Origin of the sequence: Streptococcus mitis (assembly GCF_905187535.1) — a bacterium.
GTDB classification, from domain to species: Bacteria; Bacillota; Bacilli; order Lactobacillales; family Streptococcaceae; genus Streptococcus; species Streptococcus mitis_BS.
Window position 1 is genome coordinate 43,506 of sequence record NZ_CAJJIE010000027.1, and the last position, 16,338, is coordinate 59,843.

General features: G+C 42.1%; 11 protein-coding genes. All 11 read right to left on the reverse strand.

The window, feature by feature from the left end; translation table 11 throughout:
- Positions 1–5: 5 nt before the first annotated feature.
- Positions 6–1,256: a dicarboxylate/amino acid:cation symporter gene (locus JQ841_RS03330; RefSeq protein ID WP_203180108.1), complete on the reverse strand. Its 1,251-nt coding sequence runs from the start codon at positions 1,254–1,256 to the stop codon at positions 6–8.
- A gap of 385 nt (positions 1,257–1,641) precedes the next feature.
- On the reverse strand, positions 1,642–2,199 hold the full coding sequence (locus JQ841_RS03335) for a sugar O-acetyltransferase (protein WP_203180109.1): 558 nt from the start codon (positions 2,197–2,199) through the stop codon (positions 1,642–1,644).
- A gap of 106 nt (positions 2,200–2,305) precedes the next feature.
- Positions 2,306–3,160 carry a VOC family protein gene (locus tag JQ841_RS03340; protein WP_203180110.1) on the reverse strand — a complete coding sequence of 285 codons (855 nt, stop codon included), beginning with the start codon at positions 3,158–3,160 and terminating at the stop codon, positions 2,306–2,308.
- Complete coding sequence (locus tag JQ841_RS03345) at positions 3,150–3,545, reverse strand: hypothetical protein (protein WP_238395589.1); 396 nt, start codon at positions 3,543–3,545, stop codon at positions 3,150–3,152. Before JQ841_RS03345 ends, JQ841_RS03340 begins: the two co-directional genes overlap by 11 nt.
- Positions 3,542–4,246, reverse strand: a complete 705-nt coding sequence (locus JQ841_RS03350) for an acylneuraminate cytidylyltransferase family protein (protein WP_203180111.1) — start codon at positions 4,244–4,246, stop codon at positions 3,542–3,544. Before JQ841_RS03350 ends, JQ841_RS03345 begins: the two co-directional genes overlap by 4 nt.
- Positions 4,230–5,576 carry a sodium:solute symporter family transporter gene (locus tag JQ841_RS03355; protein ID WP_238395590.1) on the reverse strand — a complete coding sequence of 449 codons (1,347 nt, stop codon included), beginning with the start codon at positions 5,574–5,576 and terminating at the stop codon, positions 4,230–4,232. Before JQ841_RS03355 ends, JQ841_RS03350 begins: the two co-directional genes overlap by 17 nt.
- A gap of 10 nt (positions 5,577–5,586) precedes the next feature.
- Complete coding sequence (locus JQ841_RS03360; protein ID WP_238395591.1) at positions 5,587–5,973, reverse strand: hypothetical protein; 387 nt, start codon at positions 5,971–5,973, stop codon at positions 5,587–5,589.
- A 202-nt stretch (positions 5,974–6,175) separates the two neighbouring features.
- Positions 6,176–12,109, reverse strand: coding sequence for a ZmpA/ZmpB/ZmpC family metallo-endopeptidase (locus tag JQ841_RS03365; protein WP_203180113.1), 5,934 nt, complete (start codon positions 12,107–12,109; stop codon positions 6,176–6,178).
- A 312-nt stretch (positions 12,110–12,421) separates the two neighbouring features.
- On the reverse strand, positions 12,422–13,618 hold the full coding sequence (locus JQ841_RS03370) for a CAP domain-containing protein (RefSeq protein WP_203180114.1): 1,197 nt from the start codon (positions 13,616–13,618) through the stop codon (positions 12,422–12,424).
- A gap of 136 nt (positions 13,619–13,754) precedes the next feature.
- On the reverse strand, positions 13,755–14,792 hold the full coding sequence (locus JQ841_RS03375; RefSeq protein ID WP_203180115.1) for an aldose epimerase family protein: 1,038 nt from the start codon (positions 14,790–14,792) through the stop codon (positions 13,755–13,757).
- Between the two features lie 223 nt (positions 14,793–15,015).
- Positions 15,016–16,182, reverse strand: a complete 1,167-nt coding sequence (locus JQ841_RS03380; RefSeq protein WP_203180116.1) for an SIS domain-containing protein — start codon at positions 16,180–16,182, stop codon at positions 15,016–15,018.
- Between the last annotated feature and the right edge of the window lie 156 nt (positions 16,183–16,338).

A 16,338-nucleotide genomic window follows, 5' to 3' on the forward strand; every position in this document is an offset into this window, starting at 1 on the left:
CTCCTTTAAGAAAAGTTAACTGACAATTGATGTTGCTTGTCTTCCTCTAAACTATAACCTTCTGTTTTTTCAATGACACTGACCGTTAATATTTGACCCAAAACATTGATCATTGTACGACCAGCATTCACAAAGAAATCAACTGCAAAAATCAAGGCCACTCCTTCTACTGGTAATCCAAGCTGGGGTGCTGCTGCCAACAAAACTACGATAGCTCCTGATGGAACAGTAGCTGCAGTTTTCCCAATTAATGTCAAAAGTAAAACTGTAAATAAGAGACTTGATAATGAAAATTGGATACCGTAAGCATGTGCGATAAAAATAGTGGCTACTGAAAAATAGACAGCTGCTCCTTCTAGATTAAAAGTATATCCTAAAGGGACAACCAAATCAATCGTATTCTCATCATGTCCCTGTTTCTTTAAATCCTTTAATAGGGACGGTAACACAACACTCGAACTACCTGAAATAAATGCTAGAGTCAAGAGGCTCCAATTTTCACGAAAAGCGGTCAAATATGGAACTTTAAAGATAGAGGCAATCAGAGGGAAAACAACTAAAATGAGAACTCCATAAGCCAAATAAGTTCCGATAACAAATTGACCAAGTCCAACTAACTTATCAATCCCTGTACTAGCGACATCTTTTGCAATAAAGCCAAAGATTCCAATAGGAGATAATTTTACAATAACAGTTACAATTTTATAAATAGCTTCAATCCAAATCTGGAAACCTTCAAGAATTTTTTTGGTTTTATCACTCTTCAAGCTACCAATTCCATAACCAAGAAAAATAGCAAAAACAATAATTGGAAGAAGAGATCCTTCTGAAATTGATTTCACAATATTTGAAGGAATAAAACCAAGTAAAAACTCACTCAATTGGACATTATTAGCTATCCCATCGATATTACCACCAGTTTGGCCAATATTCACACCTTGACCAAATCCCAAATAATAACTAGCAAATACAAATAATAAAGTAATCGCAGTTGTAACAGCAAAAAAGTAGAGTAAGGTCTTCGTTAAAATTTTACCAAACGATTTTTTTCCAATAACACTAGCCACTGCAACTACTATAATTGGGAATATTAGTGGAATAATGACCATGTTTACCAATTTGATGAATGCTTGTCCTAGAAATTGATAAAAACCTGCAAATTGTGGCCAGATTACTGCAAAAATAACACCTAAAATCAAAGCTAGCAATAATTGCAAACCGAGTGAAAGTTTTGACCATAAATTAACTAATTTCATAAAATAACCCCTTTGCTTTTATTTGCTAATTATTCTACTACGAATCTTCTAGCTTGACTAATATATATTTTCTATTGTGACCATAAAAAAGATTTATAACAATATCTCAAAGTGTCGTCATATCTATTTCGCTATCCATTATGAATTTTTTATGTTAGAAAAACACCACCATCTAAACTACTCAACTAGATGGAGCAATTCCATAATGATTAAGAAGAGTGACTTCAAGTATCAAATCTACAAAAAGAGGTTGAGTAAAAAGTCTTTGAAATCAGAAAAACGCATAATATCAGGTAATGAACAACCTTGATATTATGCGTTTTATTGTTGAAAGATTTACTTCATTTTTCCTGAAATTGAGTTTTTTCCCCAGCCTATTCTACTTCTATTTCACATCTATCTCCTTAATCACGCGCGCAGGATTGCCAGCTAGAACAACATTATCGCCAAAGGACTTGGTAATCACGGCCCCTGCTCCTGCCACTACGTTATTGCCCAGTGTCACTCCAGGAAGGACAATGACGCCACCACCAGCCCAAAAATTGTCACCGATGGTGATGGGCTTTCCGTATTCGACCCCTGAATTGCGTTCCTGCGGATCCAGTGGATGGAGTGGTGTTAAAAACTGACAGTTGGGGCCAACCATGGCATTGTCTCCGATACGAATCGGACAAACATCCAGCATGGTCAAGTTCCAATTAGAATAAAAATTTTCCCCTAGATGAATATTGACTCCATAATCGACCACCAGGCGTGGATTGACATAGAGATTTTCCCCAGTTGAACCAAACCAAGTCTTGATAATCTCCGCCCCTTTCAAGGAGTCTGGCTCCTGGTTAAAAGCAGCCTGTTTTTGACGAGAAGTCTGAGCCAAGGCTCGCAACTCGGGGTCAAACGGATGATAGGGTTCCCCTGTAATCATTTTCTGGTATTCACTGGTCATTGTATTCTTCTCCTTATTCCCTACTATCATATCAAATTTTCTACATATCCGACTAGGATAAGGGGTACTTTCTACAATTTATGCTCTGATTTTTATCACATCTTGCCTATCTTGCTAAGCGAATACGGGTCACAATTCCGTCTGGGTCTGTAACGTCCAGCTGGCTAGATGTCAGCCACTTAGCTGGTGCATCAACTTCTTGTGCTCGCTCAGCAATCGTTAACAGTTCTTCCTTACTCGCGACTTCAATGACATAGTAGGCTAAGCCTGGCAAACCTTGCTTACGCGGAACTAGGCTTTTTCCTCCCCATTCGTTGACTGCTAAATGATGATGATAATCTCCAGCCGCAATCCAACTAGCGCTAGGTAGACTGAATTTATCCTCTAGCCCTAACACTTTCTGATAAAACTGGCTGGACTTTCGATTATTCTTGACAGAAAGATGGATATGCCCCATTCTCGTATCATCTGCTAGGATAAAGGGCTCTAGTCTTTCCCCCGACTCATAGATATCCTGCGCTGCAAGGGCTTCCGTCACCCCGATAATACGCCCATCTTCTCGAATATCCCATGTAGAAACCGGCTTATCTCGATAGAGTTCAATACCATTTCCCTCCAAATCCTCTAAGTAAAGGGCCTCACTGTAACCATGGTCTGCACCGCCGACAAGAGGAATCCGCAAATCCGTCAGATGTTTCAAGACATCAGCCAAAGCCTTGCGTGTCGGCAAGAGAATAGCCAGATGGTAAAGGCCATAATGTTCCCTTACTTGTCCCTCTTCTTGTGTTTGAATCAAGTGTACCAAGGCTTTTCCACCAAGGCCTAGAATGACCTCTGTCTCAGTTTGAGACAAGATTTCTAAACCAATGATTTGCTGATAAAAGGCAGTTTGACTTGCCAAATCCTTTACATTTAAAACTGCCTCTGCCAAATAAATGTGGCTCTTGTATTCATAGGTCATAAATGCTCAAGCCCAAGGAGCCAACCTGACTGGGATGGAGAGGCCGGGCATACATGCCCAAGGGGTAAATATCCGCATAACCATCATCGAAACTCATGAGGTGCTGATAGGTCGAACTAGCAATCAAGTCCAGAGTCAAGCTATTGTCAAAACTGGCATAAAAGATAGTGTCATAATCTCCAGCCAGCTCCTGACAAATCTGAGCCAAGGCCTCTGCCATCTGTGGATAGTGAACATGGTCAAATTCCTGAGCGTAATATTCATGACGGGCATTTTTGACAGGACTAACATAGAGGCTGACAAAGTTCTGATCAGGATAGAGTCCCTTGATATGCTGGGCAATCTTGGCTTGCAAGGGCGTTGTGGCAATGATGAGGTGTTTCATCTCTTTGATTCTCCTAGGTGGTGATGATGCAGCAAGGTCTCAACGACTTCAAAGTCCAAGGCATCGTCGATATCATAAGAATAGAGTTTAGGCATTTCATAGGCTACTGTCTTATCTGTGTAAAAGGTCTCGTCTCGTAGGTAAAGGTCCTTGCGAGAAATCCAGATACTACCGTTGGGATAGTAATAGACGGGCTCTTTTTGCCGAGCATAGTGCTTGGACACCTGAGGCGGACGGATAAAAGTCGACTCCGCCAACTGCAAGTAAAGACTACGACTCTTATCCGCCTTGACACAGGAAATCAAATGGTCGGCGCCAGACTGACAGTAGAGTTGGTAGGACTCGATGAGGTGCTCCACCTCTCTCAGGGGTGAGGTCACCTGCAGATTCACGAAGACTTGCTCTTCCTCAAAGGGTTGTAAAAAGTCTCGTAAGGTTTCTAAGCTAGAGGTTGTTGCCAGGGCCAGTTCTTTTGGTCTGTGGACACAATGAATTTCTGGATAGGCTTGACGACAAAGTTCCAGATAGGCTAGTGAGTCTGAGGAGACCCAGATTTCACTAAATAACTTGGAGGCCAGAGCGACTTCTATGGTATAGAAAACCAAGGGTTTGCCTGCAAGCGGTTTGATATTTTTATCTACTAAGCCGCGTGAACCCGAACGGATCAAAATGACGGCTATGGGTTTAGATGTTGCTTTCATATAGTCTTCCTAGAAATGAGATAAACAGGGCAGATAGGGTGGTGATGATGCTATTTAACCATGGATTGGGGTTAGCAAAAAGGCCACTGTAATGATAGAAAACCAAGGCTCCTAGACTAAAGACCAGATAGATTTTGGCTAACTGTAAACTCGGTCTTTTGAGGAGTAAAACCAAGAGATACAAACCACCAATCACACCTAGTGTCAGACCCATAAAGCCGTTAATCCATTCGTAGATGGAGTAGATTTCTGCATTCATGAGCAAGAGACAGAGGAGCCAGGACAGACCTGCTAAGACAAAGGATAGAATACTTGGCGACCAGCGAATCTTTGACCAAGCAAAATCCAACTTCAAGCAGGTCACGATTGCATTCATACTGGATGAAACTGTGGATTGGCCTGCTGCCAAGAGAGCCAGCATGATAAAACTGCCAAACCAAGGCGCCAGACCTTCCCGAGCGTAAGCAATGAGAACAGGATTGGTCGATGTGGTAGCAAAATTTTCCTGACGAATCAAGCAGCCAATCAGATACAGTAAACTAGCAATCCCAAAGGACAAGAGTCCCTGAAACCATAAGATTTTCCCAATTTTCCGACGTCCCATTTTGCTGTTAAAACGTTGAACGATATCCTGCGAAGAAACGTAGGAGAACAAACTACTAAAACCTGCTCCTGCAACTAAGATCAAGACCGTCTGCCCATCCAGTTTCTCTACAAAGCGAGAGAGTTGTTGACTGCTATTCATGGCTAAGCCAGATTGGGCAATTCTTGGTAGAAATAGGGCTAGTATAGCTAGTAGGACCAAACCCTGAAAGAAGTCCGTCCAAAGTACAACCAAGAGACCACCACTTGCCAGATAATAGACCGTCAAGATAAGGAGTAAAGCTGACAAGACCAGCGGATTGATAGGGATAAAGGGCTCTAAGGCCTGCGACAACAAGTAGGTCACCACTGCTATTCGCCCCAACTGGTAAATGATGAAAAGACCTGAGGCCAGTGAACGAATGCCCGCCGATTGAAACTTGTCCTCTAAAAGATGATAGGCTGTTTCGTAGTTTCCCTTTTGATAGAGGGGCAAAAAGTAGCGATGGGCCAGTGGAATAGCTAGAAAGATGCCACACTGGGCAAACCAGAGATAGGACCTGCCTGTATAGGCATTCCCCACCAGAGTCAGAAAGGAAATGGGGCTGAGTAAGGTCGCAAAGACTGAGAAGGCCAAAACTGTCACTGGAACAGCTTTCTTAACCTGATAGTAATCCTCTTCGCTCCCTTTTTTGCGATAGGCAATCCAGGAAATCAAGCCGAAATAAAGCAATAGGGTGACTAGCATTCCCAACATCCTAGAAGTTCCTATCTAGTAGTTCTCTGTATATTTGAGCTACTTTTTCTGTAAACATTGGTGGTAAAAACTTCGTATCATACCCTTGTTTCGCCAAAGTATCAGTCAACACTTCGCTAGCAACTAGGTATTTGTTTGTCTGGCGCAGATTGGCGAGGCGTAAGTCTCGTATGATATTTTCATGGACGACTTCATAGTAATTTTTGTCCGTGTTTTCCATGTAACGCCAGAGGCTGGGCTTTGGTACAATTTGTTGGTCACGGATAAAGAGATCTGTCTGTTTTGCCCATTTGGCTAGAAACTTGACCAGCAAGTCCTCCTCAGAACGGATTTCTTCTCCTATACGGTAGATGTATTCTGGGTAAAAGATAGTGACAATTCTCGACATACTATACACTCTTTCTCTCTTATTTTCTGCTTACAAAAGAAAAACCACCCTCACAAAAAGGCGAGGGTGGTTAATCCGTTACAATGCTTGGGGATTTCCTAGCAAGTTCCCCCTCAAAAGGACTTTATGCTATTCTATCACAAAGACTGACCATCTGCAAGGTAGACTGGCTTAGATAGGATAGCTTGGGGGAGTTTTCTTATTACTTATAAATCGATTCTCTGAAATCATCTGTGCTACGTAGGTAGGCATTGTAGATTTTTTGTTTTAACAAGTGGACCCAACTTGCAGGTACATGGCTTGTCGTACGGTCAATGTTAGCCACATCTTTTGCCACTGCTTGATTAATGAGTTCTTGCATTTGGGCAGCTGAACTAATTGTAATTTCCTTGCTGCTGTTTGGTACACCAAGTTCGTACTGAATGGTGATTGGTTTCAACTGATCTTGCTTACGAATACGTTGATTAAACATATCCTTCTTGAAATCAGACCATGAAGCGTATTGGTTGGCAAAGACATTTTTCAATACGAGGCTATCAGTAATGAGTCCCACATCTTTCCTAAGCCAATCTGAATAGGTAATGTCCCCGTTTCGTTTAGCTTCTTCTGCATATTGGTTGGATACATATGGTAAGAACCCATCTTGATAACCTTTTTCTGCCAACAATTCGTAGGCTGTCTTTCTAAACATGATGTCACCAGGCGCACCCTTTGGATTGCTGAGGGCAGCATAAATCGGTGAGAACATGCTGATAAGATGATAGCCATTACGAGTATAGTCACTCTTATCACGGTAAGCCCGACGGTTGATGATGTCATTGTCAATCAAGGCATCCAGACTAGTTAGCTTACTTATTTCAGCATCTGTCAATGGGCGAACAGAGTTTCCTGCATGCGTTTGTTTATGATACTTGTCCTCAATATAGAAATTCTCTATTTTTCTAAACCATTTTTTCTTGACATCGTTAGACTTAGTTAAAATGGCATTGGCTTCCATAGCGTCCAAGGTATACAAGACATCGTACATACCGTGTACATACTCTTGCAATGCTGCGGCTGATGTGAAGCGACTTGTCGGATCATAAGTATGCAAGCGAGTTGGTGAATTCTTATCCCCTTTATAGAGAGTATTCAAGACAATAGCATCCTTATCTAGACTGTCAGCAGATTGCAACAGTCCTAAGGCATACAACTCTGCTCCCAATCCTTCACGACGACCTTTACCTTCAAAGTAAATATGTCCATCAGAATTATGAACCATTTCATGGGTATAGACTGATGTTCCGTATTTATCCAACAAGCGGTCGCTGACATAGTGGACCTCAGAACCGTTGGCATAGGCCCCGGCTCCTTTACTTTCCCCATACCACTTACCAGTTGGTCCAAAGAAGTTGTAGATAGAATCAATGGCCTTATCAGACAGGGTAGCCCAGTAATAATTACTATTGCTATCTTTCATACCAAAGCCATCTGAAACCATGACTGAGCGGAAGAGTTTCTCTTTGTATTCTGGTGAAAGGAGATGATACCAGATATCATAGTGGTCTCGTTGCCATTCAGCCGACTGGTCGACCTTGCCACGGACATACTGACGCAATTCTTCTCCTGATAAGACTATATTATTGACACGATCACGGTAGCGTTCGTAGCCACCAAAGGCCAAGGTAGAAAGGTTTGAAATCACATAAACATCCTCTTCTGGCAATGTCAATAGCGGTAGGAGCATATTTTTTAATTTCCAACTTGGTGCCGTAATACGGTCATAGACTCCCAGCGTATAGTTACTATCTGGTGTTGCTGACTCTTGTTTGGCACGCACTTCTGGAATCGCTGATTTACTCTCTACGATATAGGCCTTGGTATTTGTCTTCAACCATTCATTATTGGTTTTAGTTGGTAGGAAGAGTTTTCTGTAAGACTCTAGTAAATCAGTCACTGTCTTGCGACCTTTTGCAGCAGCCAGGGTTGTTTCATAGGCAATTGGATTATTTGATGCCTTGAGATTTTCCATACCGCTCTGACCTAGGGCAATGATAGTATCCAAGGTTGAAGCTGTGCTATTGCCATCAAAGTCAAACTTATAGGTATTGAGATCCTTGGTATTGATGTGATCATAGTTGATATTGTACCAGCGATTGAGGTAGGTCAAACCAAGCAAGAAAGCTTCCTTGTTGTTCTTGATTTTCTCACTGATGTAGGTCGCTACACTATCTCCCATCGTATTGATAGACTTGTCCATGGTTAGCACTTTACGGAGATGTTCGCCGATATTGGCCTTAACTTTTTCAAACTCTTTGTCCAAATATAGCGGATCAAGCGACGCATCTGCCTCAATACCCAGAACTCTTCTCATGGCTGCCGAGTCATATTCAACTCCTTGCAAATCTGCTAGGACCTGATTGGTCACTTTTGTATAGTCAGATAGAAAGGCCTCTGGTGTATAGATAAAGTTTTTTCCTGCTACGCTGTACTCTGCAATTTGTGTATTTTTGAAGTCGTCTTTGTAAGTGACATCTAGATAACTGATTGTATTGTCAGCAAAATGCAACATCAGTTTATTGATCGCTGCTTTATTGGCTTGAATATCTGTGATGATGTCATTGTCCTTCATTGGTACAACATCCAGCAGTTCTGTAGTATAAAGCTTATCAGTAGGATTGACTTGATTTCCATAGTGAACCACTAGCTCTTTATTATAGAAAGGCATCAATCTCTCAATATTGTGATAAGCAACTTTTCGACTAGCTTGACCTTGGCTTAACTGAGTATAGTCCACACTGTGCTGATTGGCCTTTAGTGTTTGACCTGTATCGTTTAGTGTCACTGTCATCCCATAAGACTGGACCTTTTCTCTGGCCTGGTCTTGGGTGATTGGGGTCGCATAGAGATCGGCCTTCTTGTTCTCGGCAGTGCTGGCATCTTTGATGTCCGCTCCCTTATATTGGTCTCCTGTGATGGCATAGCCGTCTCCAGTATTGACCGTGCTAACAACATGATGGATACGGCCATTTTGCCATGTAGAACCAGCTATACCTCCGACGCGTGGATAGGTTGTCGTATTGAGGATAGTCCCACTTGCTAGCGCATGAGACACCAAAGCACCACTTTGAACTTTCCCTACAATACCTCCCGCAAATTGGTTATTGTTGCGAGCATTGCTAGAAATATTTGCATCAACGGCTACCTTATCAATCTTAGCCTTATTACCAGATAAGAGCCCTGCTATACCTCCCACATAGTAAGGAGAGGCATCCGCATGCTTGGCCTGAATGCTACCTGTAAAGGAACTATTAGTTATTTCTGTATCCTGAGCCTTGGCTACCAAACCTGCAACTGACTTGCTACCTGTCAATTGACCTTCTACAGCTACATTACTAATCTGGCTGTTAGTAGCTACTTTTGCTAGGCTGGCTGTGTCTTCTTGACTCTTAATCGCTACCGCTTTAAGGTCAATATCTTTCACAGTAGCCTTAGTCAAGTTATCAAACAAGGCTGTCTTAAGGTCATAAATCGCAAATGGCTGCCCATCACTCGCACCGATAAGATTACCAGTGAAAGTTCCTGTCACATAGCTAGTTTGTCCCTTAGCTAAGGACACCTCATCAGCTGTCATATCAGCTCCAAGTTTAAAGGTTCCAGCGAGATCGCCTTGCATGGCAGCAATCAGTTTCTTAAAGGAAGTATAGACACCGTCCTTGGCAAGCTTTTGCTTATCAATTGTGAAACTATAGTTATCCTTATATGTTGAACCTTCCTCTTGAACCAGTTCATTGAAGGCAACGGTTACCTTGTATTTCCCATCATCTGTTTCCTTAATAGAGCTAACTGGTAACAGCATTTCCTTCATCTTGTCTGATTTGACTTTGACAAAATAAGGTGACAAATCACTTGGTACTTCTGATAAGTTCAGATAACGACGGTAGTGACCATCTTCCTTACCATAGAGCCCCACTTCATCCACATCTTTGATTTCAATTTTTTTATAGTCTAACTGAAAATCTTTCGTTGATACTTCTGTACTTTCCTGATCAGATTGGCCTAGATTATAGGTCAGGTAAGTCTTAAGATTGTATGACGTATAGTAGTCCAATCCATCAATCGTTTGTTGATCTGATGGATTTTTCAAGTTCACCTCTTTGACCAATGTTCCTTTTTGGTAAATTTGGGCCTTGGCCTTAACAAGAGCAGACGTTGGGTCATCCAGGTGATAGTTGACTGCTACTGCTTTTTTGCTCTCATCTTTAACCAGATTAGTAATTTCAACCGTTGGTTTGGTTTTAACAAGACTACCAACCTTGACAATCTCTTTGGTTGGTTCTACTTCTGTACGCGAGATTTCCTTGCTCGCTTCCACCTTACCATCTACGAGATAATCTTCATACTCGATTGTCCGTAAACCGTCTTTTCCTTCCTGAGCAATTTCTCGATGATTTTTTATGATAGTCGCATCTTCAATTTCTTCAGTTTCATGAGGAATGGTTTCTGTTACTGTACGATGATTACTTGTCAAAGGCAGTTCAGGAAGAGCCTCTGCTACAGCAGCTTCACCTTCGTGACCGGGCTCTTGCGTACCTTGGGTACTAATTGGGGCTGTGTAAGATGGCTGAACGGGTTGAACTAAAGCTTCACCCTCATGGCCTAGCTCTTGCGTTCCCTTACTGCTAACAACTTCTGTAGACTCTGGCACTGTTGGATCAACTGGAGATCCCTCCTGAGGACCTGTGTAAACTGGTAGTTCTGATTGAACCAGAGCCTCACCTTCATGGCCGGGCTCTTGTGTACCTTGGGTGCTAACGGGTTCTGTATAAGACGGTTGTGCTGGTTGAACCAGGGCTTCACCCTCATGACCTGATTCTTGGGTCCCTTGAGTGCTGATCGGATCCGTATAGGCTGGTAGCACTGGTTGAACCAGGGACTCGCCCTCATGACCTGACTCTTGGGTCCCTTGAGTGCTGATTGGATCCGTATAGGCTGGTTGTGCTGGTTGAACTAGGGACTCACCCTCATGACCCGACTCTTGTGTTCCTTGAGTGCTAATTGGGGCTGTGTACGTTGGTTGCGATGGTTGAATCAGAGCCTCGCCCTCGTGACCTGACTCTTGTGTCCCTTTTGTTTGCACTACAGTTTCATTATTTTCTTGTGGTTGAGGCTCTACAGGAGAAGATGTTCCTCCTTGTTGATTCTCTACCACTGGGCTTTGCGGAGCTGGCAGTACTGGTTTTGACTGTTCTTGATTCCCATCAGTTTGGCTTGAATTTGTTGCAGACTCTGTAGCTGGTGCTGTTTTTTGGTCTGCCTCCCCGCCTTTGACAACATTCGTATCCTTGCTTTCCTGACTTAGAGAAACTGCTGGTTGCTGACTAGTATTCTCATTTTTAGAAGATGGAGCCGTAGCTGCTGAGATATCTACATTTTCTAAGTTAGACTTGCTGTCATTTGACTGCTTGACAAATTCAGTTCCCATAGTCGAATCTGCTGAATGAGTAGTAACTACTTCCTGAGATTGACTGTTTTCTAATTTAATCTCTTGATTTTCAGTAGATTCTGCTGGTTTGCTAGTTATCTGTACAGAAAGAGCTGGCTTATTTTCCACATATCCTAGATAAGTATAACCAGGAATATCAACCGGAGCTGGTAAGGCATCTCCTGCCTGGACCGATAATTGGGTGTTATAAGCAGCTAGTGTCTCGCTCGTCAAAGCAAGGGCAGTTGGAGACAGCAACTGACTGCCTAGAGCGCTTACTAACAAGAATCGGCTAATCTTGCTCTTGCCATCACGTCCCTTAAGAACCACTACGACCAGCAAACTAAGGCCTGCCACCAAGGCAACAGTCCCTAATGGAGAGCTAGTACCCGTATTGGGCAATACTTGATTTGCTCGATAAACCAGATAGTAGGTAGCGTCTGTTTCTTCCGCTACTTGTGGTAGGGATGTAACCAAGAGAGCCTTCTCTTCGTCAGTTAAATCCGACTCTAAAACATAAGTATAATTAACGGTATGAGATTCTTGGGCAGATACAGTCTGTAGGCCAGTTCCCATCAAAAAGAAACACGCAACTGCCACAGATACAAGACCAACTGCCAATTTTCTTAATGAGAAATTCTGTCTTTCTTCTCCACTAGTTTTGAAATTCATATTCCCCTCTTTTTACATTTTTAAATTAGTATGTTAATTTATTGTAAAATATACAACTCTTTCCATTATACATCAACTTTTTAAAAGATTCTAGGGATAGATATACAATTGAACGGATGGGAAAAATCAAGTAACTAAGTAATTAACTGATTTGAAAAAGCTAAGACGAACTTCCCACCACACTTACTTTACGATTTTTCAGAAATAAACTGTCAACAAAAAATGAAGAGAAGCACTATTTCTTCTCTCCATCTTTAAAATTATAGTAACAAATATAGATTATCTAAAGTTATGAAAGCAACTCTTTAGTTTCTAGTTTACCCATTCACCGTTGCCATTTACTTTATAACCGTCTGGTGTTGTTGTGCTGACTGCCAAAGCTCCAGAGCCATATGCATAATACCAGTATTGGCCAACTTTAAACCAACCTGTCTTCATGATACCAGACGCATCAAGGTAGTACCAGATTCCATTTTCTTTGAGCCAGCCTGTCTTCATAGCTCCTGAGCCATCAAAGTAGAACCATCTATTTCCGTCTGTACCCCAGCCTGTAAACATAGCACCTGAGCTACTCAAGTAATACCAGCTACCATCTACTTTTACAAATCCTGTCTGCATGACACCTAGGTCATCCAAGTAGTACCATTTACCACCCGTTTTCACCCAGCCTGTCTTCAGATCACCAGACTCATAGAAATACCATTTTCCATCTGTTTTCACCCAACCAGATTGGTCTGAACTAGAAGTTCTAAATTCTTTCAGCGCTTTTTCAACTACGACTGCTTTATTTTTAACTGTTGACAAGTTAGATGAAGTCACTTCTGCATATTGAATAGCAGGACCGTAACTGCCTACCAACTCTTCTGAAGTAGCAGCATCACCAAAAGCCTGAGCAATCGTTACGGCATTATATGGGTTATTTGGGTTCTTAAAGGCAGCAATCCCCATGTGTGTAAATTTAGGGCTAATCAAAGTCTGATAATGACCAGATCCACCATTTGTTGAACCACCTGATTTTTTCTTCACGTAGTCTGCTTTTTCAGCACGCCATTGTTCAAGAGCTTTTAAGAAACCATCATGGTTCCAACCCAAGTTTTCTCCTAGTACACTGTTTCCTGATGGGAAGGCGCTCCAGATTTCTTTACCAGAAAGACGAGTATGGTCCATGGTTACAGAAGCTTCTGCAGCTCTGGCAAAAGCTGCCTTTTCTAGGTCAGTCGACCATTTGATAGGGACATACTTATCTACCAAACCTTCGTCAGCTGCCTCTTTACGGATAGCATTGATGGCATCTAAGATAGCTTGTTGGTCTGGAGTCAAAAATTCTCCCTTTAATCCAACCAAAACATTGCCACTAGCAGGGTTAAGCACTTCTGAACTCAAGACATTTTCATTTCTACCATCTGCAGATTGTGTTGCCACAAGTCTGTCATTGGCAAAAACATCATTTGTCAAAACTGCTCCAGCTAAAGTCAAAACCAAGGCGCTAGCAAATACAATTTTCTTCATTTTTTTCTCCTTTTATCCTTTAGATAGGACAGGTATTTTCAATATTAAATTATATCATATTTTCCTATTCTTTGCCCATTTCTACTAATGTTATAAGGTAAATACTATTCCCCAAAAAGTAGAAATTCCTATCCTTTTATTTCACAACAAGCTCATAACGTGTCTTGCTTGTAAAGGTTTGACCGGCTTTAAGAATGACTTGGTCTTTGAGGTCGCTGTGAATGGCATCTGGTAAAGCCTGCGCTTCAAGGGCAATCCCATTGTGCTGTACCATTGGCTGACCTCCTATGATGACACTCTCATCCACAAAGTTTGCTGTGTAGACTACAAAGCAAGGAGCTTCTGTCTTGAAAAGCAGGAAGCGACCTGAATTTTGGTCATAAAGGAAACCAGCATTGACATGGCCTGCAGGAAGAGCGAATGGATGATCCAAACCAGATACCAGCTGGATTTGCTCATCTTCCTCTGCAAAGATATCCTTCAACAAGGCACCATTGTAGATGTGTTTAACCACATCACGATTGGCATCTGGAGTTTTGGCAGGAACACCGTCGGGAGCGATTGGGTAAATGCCCTCTGTATTTAGTTGGAAGACATGGCGGTCAATCGTCTGCGTGAAATCACCAGACAAGTTGAAATAGCTGTGGTTGGTTGGATTGACCAGCGTATCTTGATCGGTTGTCACCTTGTAGCTGATTTCATAGGCACCAGTTTCTTCTAAGTGGTAACTGATCCAAATCTTGAGATTTCCAGGGAACCCTCCTGTCCCATCTGTACGCTCTGTGTAGAGAGTCAAGCCATGGTCGCTCACCTCGACCAATTCAAACAAGCTGGAATCCCAACCAGTTGAACCACTATGGTTACAGTTGCTAGCATTGTTGACTTCAAGGTCATAGGTCTTGCCATTAAGCTCAAAGGTCGCACCTGCAATACGGCCCGCCACAGGACCTACGCTAGCTCCATGCTTGGGACTATTGCCTACATAGCTATCAAAATCATCAAAACCCAAGATAACGTTGGCAAAGTTTCCAGCCTTGTCAGGTGTGACATAGCGCAAGATAGTCGCCCCATAAGTCATAACCTCTAATTGATAACCAGCATCAGTCTCAAAGCAATAAGCTAGGACATCTTGTTCATCAACTCTTCCGAACACACGCTCTGTGTATGCTTTCATTCGTTTTTCCTTCTTCCTAATTCTATTAAGCAAACAAACCATAGAAAGTCCATTCACAATCTATGGTTTACTTGTATGATTTACAAATCCTCTTATCAAGAATTCATAAATACTGTCTTATACTCAATGAAAATCAAAGAGCAAACTAGAAAGCTAGCCACAGGCTGTACTTGAGTACGGCAAGGCGACGTTGACGTAGTTTGAATTTGATTTTCGAAGAGTATTACTTTTGATATTCGTGGATGATAACACCCTGTACCACACGATTTACTGTACCTGTAGGAGACGGTGTATCTGGTTTGTTTTCTACCTTGAGTGAAGTCAATAGGGCAAAGAGTTGGGCATAAACGATGTAAGGGAAGACACGGTAAATATCATTCAAGACACCGCCACAACCAAAGGCCACTTCTTTGACATTTTCAAGACCAAAAGCTTGATCACTCAAAAGCACAACACGACGAGCAATCTGGTCACCAGCAACTTCACGAACCAAGTCCAAGTCGTACTTGCGAGTGTAGTCTGTTGTTGTACCAAAGACCAAAACAACTGTATTTTCGTTGATAAGAGATTTTGGACCGTGACGGAAGCCGACTGGACTTTCATACATAGTCGCCACCTGACCAGCTGTTAATTCCAAAATCTTGAGCTGAGCTTCATGAGCAAGTCCAAAGAAAGGACCAGCGCCCAGGTAGATAACACGGTTAAAGTCGAGGTCAACCAGTTCTTTAACATCTGCTGCATTGTCTAGAACTTTACGCGCAAGGCTAGTCACAACTTCAAAACGTTGAGCTTTCACAGCAAATTCTGTAGGATCAAAGACCAAGAGAGCTGTCAACATCATAGACGTAAAGCTAGAAGTCATGGCAAATCCAGCGTCATTGGAAGCAGCCGGTTGCAAGAGCAAAAGATTGCGGTCATCGCCATGAGCTTGAAGAGCCAATTTCCCTTCTGCAGCACATGTAATGGTCACTTGATAGAGGTCATCAACCAAGGCTTTAGCCAAATCAACGGTTGCCACACTTTCAGGTGAATTACCGCTACGAGCAAAGGATACAAGGACAGTTGCCACATCTTTTTTCAGATAGGTTTCTGGATTGGCAACAATATCTGTTGTCGCAATAGAATTGAAATTCCATTTGCGCTCGTCATAGACTTCCTTAAAGTAAGGCACCAAGGTATCTCCCACATAAGCAGAAGTCCCAGCACCTGTCAAGATAACCTTAATATAGTCATGTCTATCAGCGATATCTTGCAGAAAGGCTGCAATTTCTTCACATTTCGCTTGATAGGCTTCAAAAGCTTCTTTCCATACATCAGGCTGTTGGTAGATTTCACGAGTCGTGATTTCTGCACCCAGTTCAAGTAATTCTTCTTTTGTGTAATTTAGCATAGAGTTCCTCTAATCTATTGTTGTTTCATTCCTATTGAAAATATGGGAATGGGAGTGACTCCCATTCCCATGTATATTCTATATAAGATGTTCTAACGATTTTCACGTTATCACATCGTATACTCAATGAAAATCAAAGAGCAAACTAGGAAGCTA